This window comes from Halomonas sp. G11 (assembly GCF_001663515.1).
Taxonomy (GTDB): Bacteria; Pseudomonadota; Gammaproteobacteria; order Pseudomonadales; family Halomonadaceae; genus Vreelandella.
Map to the genome: position 1 here is coordinate 243,608 of NZ_LYXG01000001.1, position 20,560 is coordinate 264,167.

21 protein-coding genes are annotated in these 20,560 nt (G+C 59.7%); 7 read left to right on the forward strand and 14 right to left on the reverse strand.

Annotated features, from left to right (window positions below; genetic code table 11):
* The first annotated feature begins 13 nt into the window (after nt 1-13).
* The 3 genes from ADS46_RS01035 (at nt 14) to ADS46_RS01045 (ending at nt 2,958) form a co-directional block, all read left to right on the forward strand.
* A complete protein-coding gene (locus tag ADS46_RS01035) occupies nt 14-697 on the forward strand; it encodes a GntR family transcriptional regulator (RefSeq protein WP_066315050.1) in 684 nt (227 codons plus the stop codon).
* Between the two features lie 96 nt (nt 698-793).
* Complete coding sequence (locus ADS46_RS01040) at nt 794-1,798, forward strand: GlxA family transcriptional regulator (protein ID WP_066315052.1); 1,005 nt, start codon at nt 794-796, stop codon at nt 1,796-1,798.
* Nucleotides 1,789-2,958, forward strand: coding sequence for an MFS transporter (locus ADS46_RS01045; protein ID WP_066315053.1), 1,170 nt, complete (start codon nt 1,789-1,791; stop codon nt 2,956-2,958). Before ADS46_RS01040 ends, ADS46_RS01045 begins: the two co-directional genes overlap by 10 nt.
* Nucleotides 2,959-3,061: 103 nt before the next feature.
* On the opposite strand, the gene ADS46_RS01050 is transcribed toward ADS46_RS01045, so the two are convergent.
* From ADS46_RS01050 to ADS46_RS01060, 3 genes are read right to left on the reverse strand one after another with little or no spacing between them, the layout of a single operon-like run.
* Nucleotides 3,062-4,108, reverse strand: coding sequence for an ABC transporter ATP-binding protein (locus ADS46_RS01050; protein WP_066315055.1), 1,047 nt, complete (start codon nt 4,106-4,108; stop codon nt 3,062-3,064).
* Complete coding sequence (locus ADS46_RS01055; protein WP_066315058.1) at nt 4,096-5,796, reverse strand: ABC transporter permease; 1,701 nt, start codon at nt 5,794-5,796, stop codon at nt 4,096-4,098. Before ADS46_RS01055 ends, ADS46_RS01050 begins: the two co-directional genes overlap by 13 nt.
* A 2-nt stretch (nt 5,797-5,798) precedes the next feature.
* The gene (locus ADS46_RS01060) at nt 5,799-6,803 is read right to left on the reverse strand and encodes an ABC transporter substrate-binding protein (protein WP_066315060.1); all 1,005 of its coding nucleotides are present in this window, start codon (nt 6,801-6,803) and stop codon (nt 5,799-5,801) included.
* 170 nt (nt 6,804-6,973) lie between these two features.
* Here ADS46_RS01060 and ADS46_RS01065 point away from each other — a divergent pair, with 170 nt between their 5' ends.
* Nucleotides 6,974-7,552 (forward strand): YgjV family protein, encoded by a 579-nt coding sequence (locus ADS46_RS01065; RefSeq protein WP_066315062.1) that lies wholly within the window; start codon nt 6,974-6,976, stop codon nt 7,550-7,552.
* 83 nt (nt 7,553-7,635) lie between these two features.
* A complete protein-coding gene (locus ADS46_RS01070) occupies nt 7,636-7,902 on the forward strand; it encodes a DksA/TraR family C4-type zinc finger protein (RefSeq protein WP_066315064.1) in 267 nt (88 codons plus the stop codon).
* Nucleotides 7,903-7,919: 17 nt separating this feature from the next.
* On the opposite strand, the gene ADS46_RS01075 is transcribed toward ADS46_RS01070, so the two are convergent.
* Nucleotides 7,920-8,204, reverse strand: coding sequence for a YrhK family protein (locus tag ADS46_RS01075; RefSeq protein WP_066315066.1), 285 nt, complete (start codon nt 8,202-8,204; stop codon nt 7,920-7,922).
* Between the two features lie 209 nt (nt 8,205-8,413).
* On the opposite strand from ADS46_RS01075, the gene ADS46_RS01080 reads away from it, so the two are divergent.
* Nucleotides 8,414-9,661 (forward strand): GGDEF domain-containing protein, encoded by a 1,248-nt coding sequence (locus tag ADS46_RS01080; RefSeq protein WP_066315069.1) that lies wholly within the window; start codon nt 8,414-8,416, stop codon nt 9,659-9,661.
* Here the strand turns inward: ADS46_RS01080 and ADS46_RS01085 are convergent.
* Nucleotides 9,597-10,073 carry a DMT family transporter gene (locus ADS46_RS01085; protein WP_066315071.1) on the reverse strand — a complete coding sequence of 159 codons (477 nt, stop codon included), beginning with the start codon at nt 10,071-10,073 and terminating at the stop codon, nt 9,597-9,599. The genes ADS46_RS01080 and ADS46_RS01085 overlap by 65 nt on opposite strands.
* Before the next feature lie 27 nt (nt 10,074-10,100).
* Nucleotides 10,101-10,529 carry a DMT family transporter gene (locus ADS46_RS01090; RefSeq protein ID WP_066315074.1) on the reverse strand — a complete coding sequence of 143 codons (429 nt, stop codon included), beginning with the start codon at nt 10,527-10,529 and terminating at the stop codon, nt 10,101-10,103.
* A gap of 103 nt (nt 10,530-10,632) precedes the next feature.
* Here ADS46_RS01090 and ADS46_RS01095 point away from each other — a divergent pair, with 103 nt between their 5' ends.
* A complete protein-coding gene (locus ADS46_RS01095) occupies nt 10,633-11,562 on the forward strand; it encodes a LysR family transcriptional regulator (RefSeq protein ID WP_066315077.1) in 930 nt (309 codons plus the stop codon).
* On the opposite strand, the gene ADS46_RS01100 is transcribed toward ADS46_RS01095, so the two are convergent.
* From ADS46_RS01100 to ADS46_RS01135, 8 genes are all read right to left on the reverse strand, one after another.
* Nucleotides 11,559-12,239 (reverse strand): RES family NAD+ phosphorylase, encoded by a 681-nt coding sequence (locus tag ADS46_RS01100; RefSeq protein ID WP_066315079.1) that lies wholly within the window; start codon nt 12,237-12,239, stop codon nt 11,559-11,561. The two genes, ADS46_RS01095 and ADS46_RS01100, sit on opposite strands and share 4 nt — an antisense overlap.
* Nucleotides 12,236-12,637, reverse strand: coding sequence for an MbcA/ParS/Xre antitoxin family protein (locus ADS46_RS01105; protein WP_066315080.1), 402 nt, complete (start codon nt 12,635-12,637; stop codon nt 12,236-12,238). Before ADS46_RS01105 ends, ADS46_RS01100 begins: the two co-directional genes overlap by 4 nt.
* Nucleotides 12,638-12,730: 93 nt before the next feature.
* On the reverse strand, nt 12,731-14,569 hold the full coding sequence (gene recQ / locus ADS46_RS01110) for a DNA helicase RecQ (RefSeq protein ID WP_066315081.1): 1,839 nt from the start codon (nt 14,567-14,569) through the stop codon (nt 12,731-12,733).
* 62 nt (nt 14,570-14,631) lie between these two features.
* Nucleotides 14,632-15,474: a carbohydrate ABC transporter permease gene (locus ADS46_RS01115; RefSeq protein WP_066315088.1), complete on the reverse strand. Its 843-nt coding sequence runs from the start codon at nt 15,472-15,474 to the stop codon at nt 14,632-14,634.
* On the reverse strand, nt 15,471-16,355 hold the full coding sequence (locus ADS46_RS01120; protein ID WP_066315091.1) for a carbohydrate ABC transporter permease: 885 nt from the start codon (nt 16,353-16,355) through the stop codon (nt 15,471-15,473). Before ADS46_RS01120 ends, ADS46_RS01115 begins: the two co-directional genes overlap by 4 nt.
* 77 nt (nt 16,356-16,432) lie before the next feature.
* Nucleotides 16,433-17,716: an ABC transporter substrate-binding protein gene (locus tag ADS46_RS01125; protein WP_066315092.1), complete on the reverse strand. Its 1,284-nt coding sequence runs from the start codon at nt 17,714-17,716 to the stop codon at nt 16,433-16,435.
* A gap of 10 nt (nt 17,717-17,726) precedes the next feature.
* Nucleotides 17,727-18,884 (reverse strand): ABC transporter ATP-binding protein, encoded by a 1,158-nt coding sequence (locus tag ADS46_RS01130; RefSeq protein WP_082925925.1) that lies wholly within the window; start codon nt 18,882-18,884, stop codon nt 17,727-17,729.
* A 111-nt stretch (nt 18,885-18,995) separates the two neighbouring features.
* A complete protein-coding gene (locus ADS46_RS01135) occupies nt 18,996-20,414 on the reverse strand; it encodes a sigma-54 interaction domain-containing protein (RefSeq protein WP_066315093.1) in 1,419 nt (472 codons plus the stop codon).
* Between the last annotated feature and the right edge of the window lie 146 nt (nt 20,415-20,560).

A 20,560-nucleotide genomic window follows, 5' to 3' on the forward strand; every position in this document is an offset into this window, starting at 1 on the left:
AAGGGGGTGACGCATGCCAGGTTCGAAACGCTCCAACGCTCAGCGGCTCAAGGATTCATTGGAAGACGACATCATTAACGGACGCCGTTCGCCGGGCGAGCGGCTCGACCCCGAAACGCTAGGCCAGCAGTTCAGCGTGTCGCGTACGCCGGTGCGCGAGGCGATTCAGCAGCTGGTGGCCAGTGGTCTGGTGACGGTTTCTCCCAAAAAGGGCACCTTCGTTGCCAGGGTAGGCATCGACCAACTGATCGAGATGTTTGAGGTCATGGCCGAGCTCGAGGGCATGTGCGGTCGGCTGGCCGCACGGCGCATTACAGAGCAGGAATTGTCTGCCCTGCGCGAGGCGCATCAACGCTGCGAAGCGGCGGCCCTGGCGGGGGACACCGATGAGTATTACTACGAGAACGAAGGCTTCCACGACTGTATCTACACGGCGAGCCACAACACCTTTCTGGCCAGCGAGGCGCGCCAGCTCAAGCAGCGCCTGAAGCCCTACCGGCGGCTTCAGCTACAGGTTCGCCAGCGCATGCACAATTCGCTAAGCGAGCACCAGACGATCTTTGACGCCATTGAACGCGGCGATGCGCAGGGCGCTCAGCAAGCGCTCAGCGACCACGTGCTCATCCAGGGCGAGCGTTTCAGCGACTTTGTGTCCAGCGTAAGAAGGATGGAAGCGCCTACCTCGCAAACGGGCTGAAGTATCAATGTCTTTATCGGTGGGGTAATGGTCCTTGCCGACATGAGGCGCAGCGCCGACACTCTCTCTATCGCTTGAATATCGCGGAGAGAGACTGTGACGCGCCATGTTGCCCTACTTGCCTACCCCGACTGCCAACTGCTGGATGTCAGCGGCCCCTGGCAGGTGTTTGCCAGCGCCAATGCGTTGAGCCCCCACCCGCTGTATCAGTTAACGCTTGTCGCCGATGCTATCGGCCCGATCGCCACCAACGGCGGCTTGGCGGTGCACGCCACGTATACCTACCGTCAGCTCAAGCATTTGCTGCCTCTGGATACGCTTCTGGTCGCGGGCGGCAGTGGCGTGATGCAGCAGCGTGACATCGCCGCTGTGAAAGAAGTGCTGTGTGGGGTTGCGCCTGAGGTCAGGCGGCTTGGGTCTATCTGCTCCGGGGCGTTCTTGTTAGCCGCCGCTGGGCTGCTGGATGGCTGCCGTGTGACGACCCACTGGCGCCACGCCCAGCAGCTGGCTGATGAATACCCCGCGCTGAGCGTCGAACCGGATGCGTTGTATATCGAAAGCCGTGGCCGCTACACCAGTGCTGGCATCACCGCAGGTATTGATTTGGCACTTTCGTTAGTGGAAGCGGATCACGGGGCGGCATTGGCAGGCCGCGTGGCCCGCGAGCTGGTGGTATTTCTGCACCGCCCCGGCGGGCAATCGCAGTTCAGCGAAGCGCTGCGCCACCAGCAGGGGGCCGGCCCGCTGCGGCGCCTGATCGATCAGTTGCATGCGGATCCCGCTGCCGACTACTCCCTTGAGCGTATGGCCGACGTGATGGCGGTGACGCCCCGTCATCTCACTCGGCTGTTTAAGCGGCACTTGCAGGTCACGCCAGTGGCGTACCTGACGCAATTACGCCTGGAGCAAGCGCGCCTGGCGCTGCTCGACGAGCGCGGGCCGTTATCCCTTGAGCGTCTGGCGCAGCGCTGGCGGCTGGGCGGTGCCGAGCAGCTGCGCCGCCAGTTCCAGCGCTACTACGGCGTTTCACCCTCGGTCTATCGCCAACGCTTTGCGTCTTCCCATGCGGATTCCACCCTGGAGCATCACTCATGCCTTTAACCGTCACTCTCTTATCGCTCTGCCAGGCGTTGCTGGTCACCGGTAATGTCCTGCTGATTGCCGTTTCGCCGCTGATCGGGGCGTCTCTGGCGCCCAGCGCGTCATTGTCCACTGCCCCGGTCGCCACCCAGTGGCTGGGATTGATGTGCGCGACGATTCCCGCCTCGCTGATCATGGCCAGGCTGGGCCGCAAGCGTGGGTTCATTCTGGGCAACATAGTGGGATTGGTGGGCGCGCTGGTGGCCGTTCAAGCGTTGATGAGCGAACACTTTGGGCTGTTCTTGCTGGCGACCTGGTTGATCGGCATCGGCATTGGCTTTGGTCAGCTGTATCGCTTTGCCGCCGTGGAGGCGGCGCCCGCGCACCTGCGTGATCGGGCGATTGGCTTGGTGATGGGCGGCGGTGTACTAGCCGCGTTTGCCGGGCCGTGGCTGGCAAGAGTCAGCCGGGAACTGGGTGAGGTGCCGTTTCTGGGCAGCTTTGCCGGTCTGGCCGCTATCTACGCCCTGGCGTTGGTGGTGCTGATCCTGACGCAATTACCGCCCGCTTCGCGCACCCACGGTGAAGGCACCGCCTTGCCGATGGGCAGGATACTCCGCCAGCCCGGATTTATTGTGGCGGTGAGCGCGGCGATAGTCGGTTACGGCGTGATGAATCTGGCCATGACCGCAACGCCGCTCGCCATGGCGGGAGCGGGGCACGACTTCAACCACGTCTCGATGACCATTCAGTGGCACGTGGTGGCCATGTTCTTGCCTTCGTTCTTTACGGGCCACTTGGCCACTCGCTTCGGTGCCAAACGGATCATCGTGGTAGGCTGCCTGCTATTGTTGGCAAGCGCACTGGTCGCCCAGTTGGGTATCGGTCTTGCCGGTTTCAACGTGGCGCTGATGCTGCTGGGACTGGGGTGGAACTTTACGTTCCTGCCCGCCACCGGGCTGCTCACCGAAAGCTACCGGCCGGTGGATAAAGCCCGTACCCAGGCCGCCAACGAGTTTCTGGTGTTTGGCACCGCCGCTACCACGGCACTGATGGCGGGGCCCTTGGTCAGCAACCTGGGCTGGGCAATGCTCAACCTGCTGTTGATGCCTGTCGCGCTGGTGCCCGTGATGGTGCTGGTGTGGCAGTACCGAGCCCGGTTGGCAAATGCTACGCGGTGATCCTCAAGGCGTTTGGCGAGCTGCTGGGAATTGGCGCTTGGGCTGCTTGGGGCGCCATGCAGCTGTTCGTCACCTAAATCACTGAAAATCCCGATATTGATACTCATTGGTCGGGCTCCAGGCACCAACCCTGCTGAAGGCTGACGCCGACCTGACTGCCTAGCGTAGGCGCGACATAATGGTAGGTCAGCAACGTCTCACCGTTGGGCAGGCGTAAATTCAGTTCGTAGCGTTCGCCGCGGAAAATGACGTTTTCTACCTTGGCTGTGAGCTGGTGATGGCCAGACGGTTGCATCGACGTCTGAATATGCTCAGGGCGCACCAGCACGCTTTGAGTGCGCTCAGCCTCAACAGCATTGAGCCCGCACATAAGGCGGGTGCCATCCAGTTGCTCGCCTGGACGACCGGCAGCGACTTTCAATTGACTGCCCTGACCGATGAAACCCGCTACCCAGGTGGTGCGTGGCTGCCGGTACAATGCTTCCGGGGTGCCCCACTGCAGCAGTTTTCCCGCTTTCATGACGGCGATTTTGTCTGCTAGCGCCATGGCCTCGGATTGGTCGTGGGTGACGTAGACCAGTGTGGCGCCAGTGCGCTGGTGAAAATCGCGGAAGCTGTTCTCCATGGTGGCGCGCAGGTGGCGGTCAAGATTGGCCAGCGGCTCATCCAGTAGCACCACCGAGGGATCGCTGACCAGGCAACGAGCAAGAGCGACACGCTGCCGCTGGCCGCCGCTGAGGACTTGCGGAGTGCGCTCAGCGTAGGCGCCGAGCTCCACCAGGGCCAGGGCTTTTTGCACCGCTTGATGATACGCAGGCCCGCGCAGACCGCGTAGTTTAAGCGGGTAGCCGACGTTGTCCGCGACATTCATATGCGGCCACAGGGCGTAGGACTGAAAGACCATGGCCATATTGCGTTGCTCAGGGGGTACATGGGTATCGGCGCTGGCCAGGGTGCGGTTGGCTAACTGAATTGTACCCTCGTCGATGGTTTCAAAACCCGCCAGCATGCGCAGCATGGTGGTTTTTCCACAGCCGCTGGGGCCGAGCAGGGCAACAAACTCGCCTGGGTTAATCTCCAGCGAAAGCCGATCCACGGCGGTGTGTTCGCCAAAACGTTTGGTCACCTGATCAATGTCTAGCCCTGCCATGGGATGACTCCTTTAGGTAGTCGCGGTGCCAGCAAACTGAGCGTCAGCATCAGCGAGGCCACCATGATGACCACCAGCACTGACACCGCGGAGGCCAGCACGCTTTCTCCGCCTTCGTCGAGGTTGAAAATCAGCACGCCTAGGGTTTCATTGCCGGCGCTCCATAGCAGCGCGGACACGGTCAGTTCGTTGACTGCCAGCAGAAACACCAGCAGGCCGCCTGCAAACAGCGCGGGTGCGACCAGGGGTAAAATAATGCTGCCCAGGCGCCGCCAAGGGCCTGCCCCCGCGAGCTGTGCCGCCTCTTCAAGCGAAGGGTCCAACTGCGCCAGGCTGGCCGCAACAGGCTTGACACAGACCACCAGAAAGCGCGCCAGGTAAGCGATAAAAATCAGCCCCAGAGTGCCGTAGAGCGCCACATTGATAATTGGCAGTGGGCGAACAAATAGCAGGATGCAGGCAATGGCCAAGACCACGCCAGGCAGCGCATAGGGAATCTCGATGGCACTGAGTACGGCGCCTTGCCAGCGTTCCGGCAGGCGCTGCAGCCGGTAAGCCAAGGGCAGACTGAGCAGCATGAGCACCACCGCCGCGCTACCCGCCAGCCACAGGCTGTTAGTCACCGCCCGCCATGTGGCGCCTTGGCGACCTACCACTTCAGCGTAAGCGCTCAAGGTGATGGTCTCTGCGTTCAACGGCACGCCCATGGCAGGCACCAGCGAACTGATGATCAGGGCAAGCAGCGGCGCGACCAGAATAATCAGTAAGATCCCGACGAGCGTGGCGGTCACCAGCGAGCGCCAACTTCCCAGGGTGAAATCATGGGAGCGCCCACTATGGCCGCCCAGCCCGAAGCGGCTGCGATTCATCAATTGCTGCTGCAACGCCACCCCAGCCAATGCCAGTAAACCAATCAGCAAGGAGAGCGCAGCCATCTCTGCCAACACCCCGGTGCCAAAGTTGGCCATACGCTGGTAGATCAGTGTGGGCAGCACGTAATAGCCTGCGGGAATACCCAGCATGGCGGGGATGCCGAAGTTGCCGAGACTTGAGATAAACGCCATCGCGCCCCCGGCGATCAAGCCACCACGGGTCACGGGTAGAATAATGTGGCCCCATACTTGGGTTTGTTTGGCGCCGCTAATGCGAGCGGCTTCAATAAGCTCCCGGGGCAGCGAAAGCAGGCTGGTGCGCAAGGCCAGAAATACCAGCGGAGCGCTCTGGATGCCCAGCAGTAAAGCGATTCCTTCAGCGGAGTAGAGCGGCTGCGGGCTGCCCAGTGGTGGCGCCAAGCCAATGCTTTTCAGTAGCGGGCTGGCCGGTCCAAAGAGCTGCAGCCAGCTCAAGGCGGTAACCTGGGGCGGAATCATCATTGGCAGCATAAAGCAGAACACCAGCCACGATTTTCCACGCACATCGGTTAGCGTGATAGTAAAAGCAAACAAGCTGCCCAGCACCAGGGCAACGAGCATGCCGAGCCCCGAGGTAGCCAGGCTATGCCACAAAGCCCGCCAGGTGCTGGCGCTATTGAGCACCTGCCACAGGGGTGAATGGCGCCCCTGGGCAAGGTCGCTCAGCGCTTCAATCAACAGGCGAATGCTCGGTGCCATGCTAAGCAACACAATAGCGATCAACAGGCAGGTAAGCACCCAGCGGTGCTGGCTGTTATCGGTCAAGCAGGGCATCATCGTCAGCTGCCAAATAGCTCGCTAAAGCGCGCTTTAAGCTCTGCAGCCTGTTCCAGAGCGCGGGCTGTATCCAAGGGCATCAAATTAATGCTTTCGCGTTCGGGGAAGCCGTCGGGTGGGGCAACGTCGTTGTGGGCAGGCAGGTAGCCCTGTCGGCTGACCAACTCCTGGCCCTGCCGGGAGAGCACAAAATCAACAAACGTTTGCGCAGCATCGACATTCTCTGTCCCTTCCATAATGGCGACCGGCTCGGTCACTGCGCTCACGCCCTCTTCAGGGAACACGAACTCGACCGGCGAGCCTTTGGCGGCTTCACGAATTGGCAGGAAGTCCACCACGATACCGTAGGGCTTGGTGCCTGTGGCCACGGCGTTAAATACGCCCCCGTTGCCGCCCTGGGCTTCGGTACGGTTTTCGTGAAGCGCTTCGTAATATTCCATGCCGAGGTCGGGGTTGGCCGTCATCGCTGCCATATGGATTAGCGCCGCGCCGGAGTAAAGCGGGCTGGGCATAGTGACTAACCCTTCGTAGCCGGGCCCCAGCAGATCTTGCCAGCTTTGCGGCTGATGCTCGGCGCCGGTGTTATAGACAATCCCGGTGGTGATCAGCTTGGTACCGTAGTAATAGCCTTCCGGGTCATACAGGTCGGCGTCATACCCGTTACGCTCATCACTTAAATACGGCTGTAAGTGCCCCTCTTGTTTAAGCGACTCCATAGTCATGCTGTCAGCAATCAGTAGCACGTCAGGGTTGCTCACCCCGGCCGAAAGCTCCGAGCGTAGCCGGGTCATCAAGCGCGTGGTACCGTCGCGCACCCACTCCACTTCAATGTCGGGATAGGCCGCCTCGAAGGCGTCAACGGTCTGTTGGGCGTCGCTATTGGGCTGGCTGGTGTAGAGGGTCAGCGTTTCGCTTGCCGCTACTTGAGATGAAAGGGAAAAACTGGCTACTGCAATGGCTGCAGTAAGGGGAGATACTGGTATAGATGCCAGTGAGTGCTTCAACATGGGTAAACCTCCAGTCTTTTAACCCATTCAAGCTAATGTTATCTGCTTACAATAAAGTGACACTCCTTAACTGGAGCGCCCCGCTGTTCGCTTTACAGGGCACTGACTGTGCGGAAGAGAGGGCAATGTGTGCGAGTATGGATCCGAGTTAAATCTTTAAAGAGAGTAAAATGTTAGACAACCTTAGCCATAGTGCCCTGGCAGGCCAGTTTTTTGGCCTGTTGGCGCTGGTGCTCTGTCTTGTGGCGTTTTCCAGCAAGCACGATGACCGGCTGCTCGTGATACTGATTTCGGCGAATGTCGCCTTCGCCCTGCAGTTTGTGTTTTTTCAAAGCTGGACCGCCGCGGCGCTAACGGTGCTGGTGATTGTGCGTATCGTACTGGCCCGCCGTTACCTGGGTAGCCAACGGGTCATGGCCGGTGTTCTGGCAGCGAGCGGTATCGCGGCGGCGCTCACCTGGCAGAGCTGGGTCGATGTACTGCCCTTGACGGCCATGGTGCTGGGAACCGTTGGCATGTTCCTGCTGCGCGGCATCAGCATGCGGGTCTTTCTGGGGCTGGCTGCCCTGGCGTGGATGCTCAATAACCTGCTGATTGGCACCATAGGCGGCACGCTGGCAGAAGCGCTCATCGTAGTGACCAATATCATCACCATCATTCGATTGGCGCGGGCCAAGCGCAAATACCCCGAGGCGTATCAAGAACCGGAAGTGCTTGAAAACCCAACAAGGCACGACCCTTCCGACTAGCCGGAGGTAGTTGCCCGCGCTACCTCAAGCGTTGTGGCTGCTATGCTTGTAAAAGAGCATCAACCAAAGCGAGGGAAAAAATCATGGCAGGCGGATGGGCCAAAGACGGCGCTGAACAAGAACAGATGGAGAGCACGCTGAACGATGCGGTCCAGCGCGCCCGCAGCCAGCTTCCCCGTGGCGAGAGCCTTGACGTATGCGAAGAGTGTGGCGATCCGATCCCTGACGCGCGGCGCAAGGCGATTCCGGGTGTGCGGCTCTGTGTGGCATGTCAAAGCGAACTGGACAAACAGCAGTCGGCCTTCAGTGGCTATAACCGTCGCGGCAGCAAAGACAGCCAACTGCGCTGAGCGGTCTTCCTTGTCGGCTAGGCATCGTGATTAGTATCCGGCAGTTGCTTGAAGTAGATATAGCGATGCAGGCGAATCGCCGGGCGTAACAGCAGCTGCACGCTGCCGATCACGAACAGCCAGACGCCCAGGGTTCTGAGGCTGCCTTCGTAAAAAAAGCAGACGCTGCCGATGGTGAACCAGATCCCCAACATGAAATCATTCAGAATGCTCAGCGCTTCATAGCGTTGGTGCACTACCAGTTCCCTGTGTCCGATTGTGAACGTCCAGTCGCGTGTCTTGGGATCCTGTTCGCGCTGCATGCCTTTTCTCCTTATCAATAGCGGATGCTTTCGCCGAGAGGCTGATGAACGTCTCATACAAAAGTGTCATCCGCGTTTAATCAGCGTCGGCGTATTCATTATAACTTAATACTATCGCGGCATATTATAGTCACTCTGAAAGTAAAGCAGTCTGCCCACTAACCCGGCATTGATCCAAAAGGTGAGCGGGTTGAGCCATAGGAGAGGGCATGGTCAATGACGCGTTGCTCAAGGACGTCGAAGACGAGCTTGGACGAGGTTCCTGGCGGTTACGCTTTGCCGACCATATAGAAGCGCATTTCGAGGCAGATACACAGCGGCAGCGCAGCCGAAACATGGTGGTGGCAGGGCTGATAGCGGCGTTTATCTATAATCTCTTTCTGATCAACGATTTCAGTTTTCGTCCCGATGCGTTTACCACCGCGGTAGCGTTGCGGGCGGGGGTAATGTTGCCCGTCGGGCTGACTATCCTCTGGTGGGTGTATCGCGGGGTTTCGCCTCGGACTCGCGAACTTCTGATGGCCAGCACGGTGATCTGTGCCACGCTAATCTCCTGCGTAATTCTTGTCTCGTCCACCGCACGCTACTCCTACCTGGATGTGTTCTCCTTCGGGCTCATCCTGGTGGTGGGTAATATCGTCTATTCGCTGCGTTTCGGCTATGCGCTGGCGTCTTCAGTGCTCAGCGTTTTGATTATCGTGACGTTTGTGGTGAACTACGCCCCAATGCCGGTGGAAGTCAAGCGACTGGCCATCTTTACCCTTCTGGCCAATGGGGCCTTCACGCTGGTGGCCAACTATCGTCTCGAGCGCAGCGAACGGCTTGCCTATCTGCATGTACTGCAGGAAAAGCTGCGCGCGGGTCATTACCTGAAAAACAATGAAATGCTCTCCCAGCTGTCGCTGACCGACCCGCTGACGAACCTGGCCAACCGTCGCCAATTCGATGTGGAATTTGCGACGCGCTGGCGTGAGGCCGCTGATAAAAACGCCTGGCTAGGGCTCATGGTGATCGATATCGACCACTTCAAGGCCTACAACGACCGTTATGGGCACCTCCAGGGTGATGAATGTTTGCGTCAGGTGGCCAGGGCTATGCAGCTGAATAGCCGCAGCGCCGATCTGGTAGTGCGGTTTGGCGGTGAGGAATTTGTTGTGCTCATGGCTGAAGCGTCGCCGGAGGCTGCCGAGCCCGCTGCCGAGCGCATCCGCTGCAGCGTCGAATCCCTGCAGATACCCAATGCCGGCGTCTCGCCCCAGGCGGTCGTAACGGTCAGCGTGGGCGTGGCAGTGCTGCCCCCAGAGACCAACATGAGCGCTGACGATATACTGTGCCACGCCGATCAGGCGCTTTACCAAGCCAAACGCTCGGGCCGCAATCGTATCTGGGTAGCTAACCCGGATGATGTAACAACCGCCGATGACGCTGCTGGTGGCTCAGGTAGATCAGCCCGATAGCGCCAATCAGTAATACCATGGCGAGATAGCGTGAAACATCCAGAGGTCGTACAGCATTGCTCAGCCAGCCAAAGTGATCGATCAACAAGCTCATTAGCAGCTGGCCTGAAATCACCGTGACCGTCGCTGCGGCGGTGCCCACCCGTGGCACTGCAAACACAATCGCCAGCATATACACCACGCCGAACAGCGCCCCCGTAAGCTGCCACTTGGGCACGCTGAAGAGCGTCGCTTCATGCGCTGCCTCAAAAAAGAACATCAGCAGAAAGGTCAGTACGGCGCCCATGATAAAGGTCAGCCACGCGCTCTCGATGACGCCTGTGATAGCCCCCAGACGACCATTGATGGAAGATTGGGCGGCCAGTACCGCGCCGCCGCCGAGCAGTAATATAAAGATAACCGGGAGTAGCATGGTTTAGCTCCTTGTAGACATTAACCGTTACATCAACCAAAGGGCGGCGGAGATCATCACCAGAGCGCCGATGCGGTAGCCGTCGACCTTGCGCTGTTCGCTGCCCAGCCAGCCAAAGTGGTCGATGACAAGACTGGCGCCGACCTGGCCGCATAAAATGCCCACCATGGTCATACCGATACCCACGAGTGGCGCCGCCAGGGTCAGAACAATGACGTAAATCGGACCTAAAATACCGCCAGTCAGCAGCCATCGAGGCTGGCGGAAGAGAGTGCCCAGCTTGGGGTTGGGCGAAAACACCAACGCCAGCGAGAGCAGCAGCGCCCCTACCAAGAAAATCGACAGGGTGGCGGATAAATGCCCCACCTGCTCGCCGAGCGGCCCCAGCAAACCCGCTTCGACCGATAATCCCATGCCAGCGATAAGCACGCCGAGCAGGATAAGTGCGTGTTTCATACGTGACTCCGCAGAGAAAAGAAAAAAGACAAATAGGCGCCAGCACTTTAGTGAGTTCGTGTTGTTGCTACAATGCGTTAAAAAGACAAAGGACTATTGCATTTTGGACAACTCGATTCGTTTGATGGCGCTTCGCCTGTTCGTGCGTGTCGCCTCAAGTGGCAGCTTCGCTGAAGCCGCGCGTCATTTTGATTTACCGGCATCGTCGGTCTCGCGGCACATTGCGGGGCTGGAACGCACGCTCGGCCAGCGGTTGCTCTACCGCCATACACGGGCGGTAAGGCTGACCGATGCCGGTGAGCGTTACTATCAGGATATTCGCCAGGTATTGGAGAGCCTGGATGTAGCTACCGAGCAGGTGATTGGCGGGGCGACGTATCCACAGGGGGTATTGCGCATTAACGCCCCGGTGGCGTTTGGGCGGCGGCACATCGCGCCTTTACTAGCCCGCTTTCAGGACGAAAACTCGGCTGTCGAGGTGGAGCTAACGCTGAGCGATGCGTTTATCGATCCGGTGCAAGAGGGGGCGGATGTGGTGATTCGGGTCGGCGCCCTTGATGATTCGAGCCTGGTGGCCCGTCAATTAGCCATGCAGCGCTTTGTGGCCTGCGCCGCGCCTGCCTATCTCGCTCGTCACGGCGAACCCCGTCACCCTGAAGCATTAAGCGCTCATAATTGCCTGATCTATAAAGGCACTCGTGGCGAACAGCCATGGTATTTCTTCACCCAGGAAAGCACGCAAGCGCAGCGTTACCCGGTAACCGGCAACCTGTATAGCAACAACGCAGAAAGCTTGGTAGAAGCTGCCTTGCAGGGGCAGGGTATTGTACTCTTTCCTACCTGGCTGCTGTTCGACGCGCTGCGTGACGGGGCCTTGGTGCCGATACTTGAACATTACCACCCCATGGGGGAAGCGACACGTGAAGGTATCCACGCCATTTATCCTGAAAACCGATTGCGTTCACAAAAAGTGGCTACATTTTTAACGTATTTGACCGCACAGATTGGCGACCCGCCGTACTGGGATCGTTAGCGCAATACCGTCAGCTCATAAACATGGCGGATACGCTGACCATCCCAGTCATAGCCGAGATGACGTCCTTGCCGTGTTGCAGAAAGGACTGGCGGGCGTAATACAGCGGCGCACTCGCCGCCAGGATCTCTCACGCTGGGATAGATGATGCCATCCGAGTGCTTTTCCCAGGCTTCCCGGCCAAAGGTCTGTCCGGCGGTCCAACTGTCCGGTACGAGTAGCGCTTGGGCATTTTTTTGATCGCGTAAGTCAATCAGTTGGCCCGCCAAATCCGCCAGGTAAACACGCTGCTGAAGCATCATGGGCGGTTCACTGGATTCACTCATAAAGCGTTCTGCGTGGTAAACCGTTTCAGTAATGGCCGTGGCTTCTGTTAGCGCGCAGTAGTAGGCACCAAAGGAGCCGTCGGTGAAGCGTGACCCTGCGGCAGGGAAGTGGCAGAAGGCCGCCATGACCGGCGTCCAACCGGGTCCGTAGCGACGGTCACCATCGCGAACCAGGTGAATGGCGCCCGCTTCCTCACGCAGCCTTGCGGAGGTTTCACCCTCCAGCTCATTGAGTAAGTCCCAGTCACCAGCGTTGCTGTTGACGCTTTCAAACAAATCAATGGGTGGGAAGCGGGAGGGAATAATGCGATAGCTGGGGTGCCACGTGACCTTGCTTATTGGGAATGTCATGCATGGCCCCCACCACGCGCGGCATCTAAATGTTGGCGAACAACGTAGAGATCGGAAACCTGACCATTTAACAGACGCTCCATGGGAGAGTGGCCAGCAAAAAGCGGGTTGCTGTTGGCTCGTTTAAGCCAGCTGTTGGCGGCTTCTTTACTGGGCAACAGTATATGCAGCGCTTTATAAATGCCGAGAATCAACGACATTCGTTCCAGGTGATTAGCATCAAGCCTCGCCTGCTCAGGCGACTGCTTCCAGCGGCGGTAGGTGGAGTCCGGGACACCTAACAACAGCGCGGCCTCGCTCTCTTTCAACCCCCAGGCGTGCGAAATACTGGGGTAGGTGCGCATTGCGGCGGCCCCCATTTCGCGGCGCTTATCGGCGTTTTTATGCTGAATGGTCATATAGTGCTCTCCTCACTCACTCATAGTTTACGCCAAGTGAGCGATTTTTGGAAAATATCGACCATTTGAGCTTTTTAAACCCCGGCCGCTTATTCAGCCGCTTTGCTCGGTTGCCTGATGTGCCAGGATGACGTCCAGAAAACCCTCGCCGTAATCCGCCAGCTTGCGTGCGCCGATGCCTGAGATCGCGCCCATGGCATCCAGGCTCTGGGGTTTCTGCTCGACCATGTCAGCCAGGGTGGCGTCGTGGAAAATCACATAGGCTGGTACGCCCTGGGCCTCGGCCAGTTCCCGGCGGTGCTGGCGCAGAGCCTCCCACAGCGGGCCTTGGCCCTGGGGGGCTGAGGCGCCTTTGCTTCCCCGCCGAGCGGTTTTGGCTTTGCTGGGTTTGTTGCTTGGCTTGCGCAGGGTGAGACGCTCCTCGCCGCGCAACACCGGCTTGGCATTGGCAGTGAGCTTGATGCCGCCGTGCCCCTCCATATCCACGCTCAAATAGCCGCTGGCAATCAGCTGGCGAAAGAGTGCTTTCCACTCGTTAGCCGCGAGTTCTTTGCCAATGCCGAAGGTGCTCAGGCGGTCGTGGCCAAAACGGGTGATCCGCTCGTTATGTTTACCGAGTAATACATCCACCAGATAGGTCACGCCGAAGCGCTGCTCGGTGCGGTAGACGCAGGAGAGCGCCTTTTGCGCTGCCACGGTGGCCTCCCAGGTCTCGGGTGGCGTCAGGCAGTTGTCGCAGTTGCCGCAGGGGGCGTCCAGGTGATCGCCGAAGTAGTGGAGCAGCGCCTGGCGGCGGCAGCTGATGATCTCGCACAGTCCCAGCATGGCGTCGAGTTTCTGCTGCTCGATGCGCTTCTGCTGGTCGGCGGCGCTGGAGTCCTGCTGCATCTGGCGCAGGGTAATCACGTCCTGGAGCCCGTAGGCCATCCAGGCATCGGCGGGCAGGCCGTCGCGCCCGGCGCGGCCGGTCTCCTGGTAGTAGGCTTCGATGCTCTTGGGCAGGTTGAGGTGGGCGACAAAACGCACGTCGGGCTTGTCGATACCCATGCCGAAGGCGATGGTGGCCACGACGACCACGCCATCTTCACGCAGGAAGCGGGTCTGGTGGTGCTGACGCTGCTCGGGGGGCAGCCCCGCGTGGTAGGGCAGCGCGGTCAGCCCCTGGCGTTCCAGCCAGGCGGCGGTCTCCTCCACCTTGCGCCGGGAAAGGCAATAGACGATACCCGCCTCGCCGTCGTGGCGCTCGCGGATAAAACGCAACAGCTGTTCCTTGGCGTTACCCTGATTTTCGGCGATATGGTAGCGAATATTGGGCCGGTCAAAGCCGCTGTTGTAAAGCGCCGCCTCCTGGAGCTGCAGATGCTCCATGATATCGCCCCGGGTGGGCACATCGGCAGTGGCGGTGAGGGCAATGCGCGGCACCTGGGGAAAGCGCTGATGAAGCTGGGAAAGCTGGCGATACTCGGGGCGAAAGTCGTGGCCCCACTGGGAAACGCAGTGGGCTTCATCAATGGCAAACAGCGCGATCCGGGTCTGTTCCAGCAGCATCTGCATGCGCGGCGTGGCCAGCCGTTCCGGCGCGACATATAGAAGATCCAACTCGCCCGCCCGCAGGCGGTTCTCCACCTCGACCGCCTCGTGGTAATCGAGGCTGGAGTTGAGATAGGCCGCCCTGACCCCGTTCTGCTGAAGTGCTGCCACCTGATCCTGCATCAGCGCAATCAGCGGCGAGATTACAATGGCAGTGCCCTCGCGCAGTAGCGCAGGGATCTGATAGCACAGCGACTTGCCACCGCCGGTGGGCATCAGCACCAGCGCATCGCCACCGGCGACGACATGCTCGATGATCGCCTGCTGCGGGCCGCGAAAGCTGTCGTAGCCAAATACCGCCTGCAGGACCCTGAGGGCGGCCGGATGGGTGTCGCCGTGCATCGATGCGCTCCTTGTCTCGTGCCTGAGGGAGAATTGTCGCACGAAAATTCAAGGAAGTTTGCCTAGCGAATCCCCGCCCGTAAAAACGACTGCACGAACTGGCGCTGGAATAGCAGGAAAGCCACCAGCAGTGGAGCGATACTGAGCAGCGTGGCGGCGCTGACGGTGGCCCAATCGACCCCGGTTTCCGGTGCCGAGAAGACCCCCAGGCCGACGGTCAACGGACGGCTCTCTACCGAGTTGGTCACCACCAGCGGCCACAGGAAGTTGTTCCAGTGGTGGCTGATCGACACCAGGCCATAAGCCAGGTAGGTGGGCTTGGCCAGCGGTACGTAGACTTTCCACAAAATTTCCAGCCAGTTGCAGCCTTCGATGCGCGCGGCGTCTTCAAGCTCCCGAGGGATGGTCTTGAATGTCTGGCGCAGCAGGAATATTCCAAAGGCGCTGGCCACGTAGGGCAGGCCAATCCCGGTGATGGTGTCGATCAAGCCCAGCCCGCTGGCGATGCGGTAGTTCTCGACGATCAGCACTTCGGGAAACACAAATAGCTGAATCAGCACCAGCATGAACAACACATTCTTACCGGGCACGGGAAAGCGGGCGAAGGCAAACGCCGCCAGGGTGCAGACCACAAACTGGGCGAACACCACGCCAGTCACCAGCGCGAAGGTATTCAGGTAGTAGCGGGCGAAGGGCGCTTGCGTCCAGGCATCGGCAAAGTTTTCCAGCGTGAGCGGAGCGAAGAGCTCAAAACTCACCATGAACTCGCTGGGATGAAACGCCGCCCAAAAGGCGTACAGCAGCGGAAAGACCCAGATAATGGCCAGCAACCAGGCCGCGATCGTGTCGAGCGACGGAATGGAGACATAACGTGAGCGGGGCACAGTGGTTGTTGTGGTGTTCATTGGTAGTGCGTCCTGCGATCAAGAATCGTGAACTTCAGCGTAGCCACCACGGCCAGCACCAGCAGAATGACCACCGTGATGGTCGCCGCTGTGGTGCGGTCGAAGAACGAGAAGGCATTCTCGTAAACGTAGTAAAGCAGCAGGTTGGTGGCGTTATTCGGCCCGCCCTTGGTCAGGATGAACAGGTGATCCACCACGCGGACCGCGTTGATCAGCGCATTGATCAAGACAAATAGCGTCGTCGGCATCAAAAGCTGAAAGGTGACCCGCCAGAAGAAGCTCCAGCGGCCGGTACCTTCCAGGTCGGCGGCTTCCTTGAGCTCCGGCGGAATGCTCTGCAGTGCGGCCAGGTAAAAAATCATGAAAAAGCCCGCTTCCTTCCACACCGACATGACGATCACCGAGCCGAGCGCGACGTTTGGGTCGCCCAGCCAGTTGACGCCGGAAAATCCCAATGTTTCCAGCAGGCTATTGAACAGGCCGATCTGTGGCGCGTAGAAAAACATCCAGATATTGGCGGCGGCGATCATGGGCAGGATGGTCGGTGTGAAATACGCCATGCGCACGAAGCCGCGACCCGGCAGCTTGCCGTTGACGAACAGCGCCATGCCCAGCGCCAGGGCGATGGAGGTGGGGATGGTGCCCAGCGCATAGAGCAGGTTGTTACGCGCTACCTGCCAGAAGGTCGGGTCGTCGAACAGCACCTGATAGTTCTCAAGCCCAACGAACGCCGCGGGCTCGCCGCGAAAGCCGGGAAGAAAAAGACTGTTGATGACGGTCATGATGGTTGGCAGATACGCAAAGGCTGCCAGGAGCACGGCGGCGGGCAGTAACAGCAGCGCGCCGTACAGCTGTAATTTACCGTGGGCGGTTAGGGGCATGGCGGATCACCGCGAGTCGGAAAAGCCGGGGCGAACCCCGGCGAACATGGAAGCGTCCTGTTTTCTTCTAATGCGCCTTAGCGGGCGTAGCGGCGTAGCACGCCCTCAGCCTCTTGCTGTGCCTGAGAGAGGGCTTCTTCAGGCGTCATCTGGCCAGTCAATGCAGCTTGAACGGCATTGTCCAGGGCGCGGCGTACGCGGCCACCCTGATAGGTGGAGAGCTCCGCCGTACTGTGCTCCAACTGGTCGCGGGCCACCGCGGCGGGCGCGAAGTCTTCAACATAATCGCGCAGCGCCTCGGTCTCGTAGGCAGCGGGGCTGACGCCCATATAGCCGGTCTCGATCGACCAGGCAGCGGCGCGTTCCGGGGCGGTCATCCAGCGGATGAAGGTCATGGCCGCGCGCTGCTCTTCTTCCGTCGTATCCTTAAAGACGTAGAAGTTGCCACCGCCGGTGGGGCTGCCGCGCTGGGTTTTCATGGGCAGCATGGCGACGCCAAAATCAAAATCGGCGTCGCTACGCACGGCGCTCAGGTTGCCGGTGGTGTGCCACATCATCGCGGTGGATTCTTCGATAAAGTTCTGGCGCAGCGTGCCCCATTCAATGGTGTCGTCAGGCATGGCATCGTGCTCATCGGCCAGCGATACCCAGTATTCCAGCGCTTCAATGGCGGCAGGGTCATCGAAATAGACCTCGGTACCGTCTTCGCTCATCAGCCGGTGGCCGTTCTGGAAGGCAAAGGCCTGGAACATCCAGTAGGGATAACCGGTGGAGGGCACCATGACGCCCCACTGTTCGCCATCGGAAGCCTCGCGCACGGTGGCGGCCATTTCGGCCATCTGTTCCCAGTTCTCTGGGGGCGTCTCAGGGTCGAGTCCGGCGGCTTCAAAGGCGTCCTTGTTCCAGAACAGCACGATGGTGGAGCGCTGGAAGGGAATGCCGTAGGTCTTGCCGTCCAGTCGGCCGTTTTCCATCAGGCCGGGGTAGAAGCTGTCGAGCCATTCGCGTTCTGCATCGCTTTCGACCAGGTCGTCGAAGGCCACAATGGCATCTTGTTCCAGCAGTTCGTAGAGGTCGATGGAGAACATCACCGACAGCTGCGGCGTATCACCCGCTTCCATCGCCGACATCGCCCTCACGCGGGTGTCGTCGTAGTTGCCGGCGTAGATGGCTTCGACGTCGATATCAGGATGCTCATTTTCGAAATCTTCTACCAAGCCATCGACCACATCGGTTAACGCGCCGCCGACGGCGACCGGGTAGTACATGGTCAATTCGACCGGGTCGTTGGCAGCGGCCTGACCGGCGCTTAGCAGACCAGCGGTTAGGGCAGAAAGAGCAAAGGGGATACGGGCACGCATGGGGAACACCTCAACGTTGGGGTTGGAGCTGGGAGTGGCGGGTTTCGTCTTGCGATGAACCGATGGGTAACTCGCTTTCCGGCGGAGCAGTGGGCATCAGTGAGTAAGCGGTCAGGTCGTCACGCCGCAGGCCGTCCTCGGCGAAGAGGTGCGCGGCGGACGCAGGCCAGCCGATCCGGCAGTGCTGGCCGGTAATCGCATGGCGACCGCGCAGCCGGATCCGCAGGGTATGTTGGCCGACCGCCAGATGGGCGATGGTGTCGGCCCCCAGGTATTCGTCGCTGAGCACCTTTGCCGGTACGCCGGAGGCTGATGCAGGGCGTAGCTCGATATCTTCCGGGCGGATGCCCAACTGACCGTTGGCCGCTTCCAGTGGGGCAACCGGCATGTCGGATTCGCTATCAATCACAGCGCCGTGTTCGCCAGCCACCAGTGGAAGCAGGTTCATGGCAGGGCTGCCGATAAAGCTGGCGGCGAAGGCACTGGCCGGGCGGTTGTAAAGCTCGTCAGGGGTGCCGTCCTGCACGATCTTGCCGTGCTGCATCAGAATCACACGGTCCCCCATGCTCATGGCCTCGACCTGGTCATGGGTGACGTAGATCACCGTCATGTTCAGACGGCTTTGCAGTGCCTTGATTTCCCGGCGCATATCGCTGCGCAGCCGGGCATCCAGGTTGGATAGCGGCTCGTCCATCAGGCAGATGGGATGTTCGGAGATCACCGAGCGGGCCAGTGCCACCCGCTGGCGCTGGCCGCCGGAAAGCTGGGCGGGTTTGCGATTCAGATAGTCGGTGAGGTCAACGAGTTCGGCGACCTTGGCCAGCCGCTCGCGCTGCTCGGCTTTGGGTACCTTGCGGCTGCGCAGGCCAAACACGATGTTGTCGGCCACGCTCAAGTGCGGAAACAGCGCGTAGGACTGGAACACCATGCTCAGCCCGCGATCCCCAGGCGGCAGACGGGTGACGTCGCGATCGCCGATATAAATACGTCCGTCGCTGGCCTCTTCCAGGCCTGCGATCATGCGCAAGGTGGTCGATTTACCGCAGCCCGAGGGGCCGAGCAGAATGACAAATTGCCCGGGCGTGACATCGAAGGAGATACCGTCGACGGCGGGTGTCGCGTCCCAACGTTTGGTAACGCGTTCCAGGCGGATACGCGATTGCTCCATAACACTCATCACCGGCTGTTGGTTGTTATTGATCCAGCTTGTGTTGAAGGTGTTGCAGTTGCATGACACTTACATGGATGGTTTATGACAGCCGTTGTGTCAAGCAGAAGATCACTTGGCGACTTTAATGCCATAACGCTGGAGCCTGCGTACGACGCTGGATTGGCTGATGCCCAGCCGTTCGGCGATGGCGTAGGTGCTGGGCAGCGTGGTGCTTAATTCTTCAAAGGTTTCGCGCTCCAGCCGTGCGAGATACTGTTTGAGGGTTTCATGGGGCTCGATGGGTGACGTCTTGGAGGAAGTTGGTGCGTTTGCCAGATTCGTGGCGGGGTGTTCCGCTTGGGGATGAACGGTCGGCGTTTCGATTTGATCGGTGGGGCTTGAAAGCCAGGCTCTTTCCAGCCAGTTCTCCAGCTCGCGCACGTTGCCTGGCCACTCGCTGCCCATCAACGTCGACCATACCTGATTACCCAGGATTTTCTGCCGCCCGTAGCGCTGGTTCAGCCGGTTCAGGCAGGCCTCTACCAAGTCGGGGATATCCTCGCGGCGGTCGCGCAGCGGGGGCAGGGTGACGGGGATGACGTTAAGACGGTAGTAAAGGTCCAGTCGAAAGTGCCCGGCTTCGACCTGCTTGGCCAGGTCTTGATTGGTGGCGACGACCAAACGGAAATTCACCCGCCTTGGGCGGGTATCGCCCAAGCGAGTCAGGCTGCCATCCTGGATCACCTTGAGCAGTTTGGTCTGCATCAAAAGCGGCAGCTCGCCGATCTCATCCAGAAACAGCGTACCGCCTTCGGCCTGCTCCAATAGGCCCGCTTTGCCCTGCCGCGCGGCGCCGCTGAAAGCGCCTGGCTGGTAGCCGAACATCTCCGACTCGAAGAGGTTCTCGGGGATGGCTGAGCAGTTGACGTCGATAAAGGGGCCATCACAGCGCTGGCTCCAGCGGTGCAATTGTTTGGCGAAGGCGGTTTTCCCCACGCCGGACTCGCCCAGCATCAGCACATTGGCATCCGAGGGCGCCACGCGCTTGAGCAGCAGGGCAATTTCCCGCATGACGTTGCTTCTGACCTGGAGGTCATCCAGGGCGTCATCCAGCGCCTGTTCTTCGGCATCGGGGGCGGCATGGCTGCGCTTCAAGTGTTCGCTGAAGCGTTTTTGCAGCAGGGCGTATTCATCTTGCAGCAGTTGCAGGTCGGTAAGATCCCGGGAGCGGCTGATGACGCGCTCGAGCCTGCCCTCCACAAAGACGGGGTAGGCTTCAGCAATGACGCGTCGGCCTGTCCCGGTGACTTGCATAAGCTGCGCAGGTTGGCGCGTGCGCATCACTTCCAGCGTAATCGATGGCTTCAGTACCCCAGCGGCCTGTAGCTGTTGAACGCTGCTGGCAAGCAGTTCCTCCCGTGATAACCCATAAACCGCTTCGGCGCCCGGGCTGATATCCAGCACGCGGCCGTCGCCACCAACGATGAAGAAATGGTCGTTGGCTGTTTCCACGATGGTTTGCAGGACGCAGCTATCGATGTCGCTCACCGGGGGCTCCTTTGATGCGTTTCTGAATCGATAATGCATTCTTGAATCAAGTGGCCCTATTTTCAATGCATTTTTGCATCGAAAGAGCTTTTTAACGGCGCTCAATGGCGGCCTGTGCGCGAGATGGAAGTTGGCACGGTACCTGC

Coding starts and splice junctions, on each gene's coding strand:
- ADS46_RS01035 (WP_066315050.1), top strand. CDS start 14: ATGCCAGGTTCGAAACGCTCCAACGCTCAGCGGCTCAAGGATTCATTG.
- ADS46_RS01045 (WP_066315053.1), top strand. CDS start 1,789: ATGCCTTTAACCGTCACTCTCTTATCGCTCTGCCAGGCGTTGCTGGTC.
- ADS46_RS01050 (WP_066315055.1), bottom strand. CDS start 4,108: ATGGCAGGGCTAGACATTGATCAGGTGACCAAACGTTTTGGCGAACAC.
- ADS46_RS01055 (WP_066315058.1), bottom strand. CDS start 5,796: ATGATGCCCTGCTTGACCGATAACAGCCAGCACCGCTGGGTGCTTACC.
- ADS46_RS01060 (WP_066315060.1), bottom strand. CDS start 6,803: ATGTTGAAGCACTCACTGGCATCTATACCAGTATCTCCCCTTACTGCA.
- ADS46_RS01065 (WP_066315062.1), top strand. CDS start 6,974: ATGTTAGACAACCTTAGCCATAGTGCCCTGGCAGGCCAGTTTTTTGGC.
- ADS46_RS01070 (WP_066315064.1), top strand. CDS start 7,636: ATGGCAGGCGGATGGGCCAAAGACGGCGCTGAACAAGAACAGATGGAG.
- ADS46_RS01075 (WP_066315066.1), bottom strand. CDS start 8,204: ATGCAGCGCGAACAGGATCCCAAGACACGCGACTGGACGTTCACAATC.
- ADS46_RS01080 (WP_066315069.1), top strand. CDS start 8,414: ATGGTCAATGACGCGTTGCTCAAGGACGTCGAAGACGAGCTTGGACGA.
- ADS46_RS01085 (WP_066315071.1), bottom strand. CDS start 10,073: ATGCTACTCCCGGTTATCTTTATATTACTGCTCGGCGGCGGCGCGGTA.
- ADS46_RS01090 (WP_066315074.1), bottom strand. CDS start 10,529: ATGAAACACGCACTTATCCTGCTCGGCGTGCTTATCGCTGGCATGGGA.
- ADS46_RS01100 (WP_066315079.1), bottom strand. CDS start 12,239: ATGACATTCCCAATAAGCAAGGTCACGTGGCACCCCAGCTATCGCATT.
- ADS46_RS01105 (WP_066315080.1), bottom strand. CDS start 12,637: ATGACCATTCAGCATAAAAACGCCGATAAGCGCCGCGAAATGGGGGCC.
- recQ (WP_066315081.1), bottom strand. CDS start 14,569: ATGCACGGCGACACCCATCCGGCCGCCCTCAGGGTCCTGCAGGCGGTA.
- ADS46_RS01115 (WP_066315088.1), bottom strand. CDS start 15,474: ATGAACACCACAACAACCACTGTGCCCCGCTCACGTTATGTCTCCATT.
- ADS46_RS01120 (WP_066315091.1), bottom strand. CDS start 16,355: ATGCCCCTAACCGCCCACGGTAAATTACAGCTGTACGGCGCGCTGCTG.
- ADS46_RS01125 (WP_066315092.1), bottom strand. CDS start 17,716: ATGCGTGCCCGTATCCCCTTTGCTCTTTCTGCCCTAACCGCTGGTCTG.
- ADS46_RS01130 (WP_082925925.1), bottom strand. CDS start 18,884: ATGGAGCAATCGCGTATCCGCCTGGAACGCGTTACCAAACGTTGGGAC.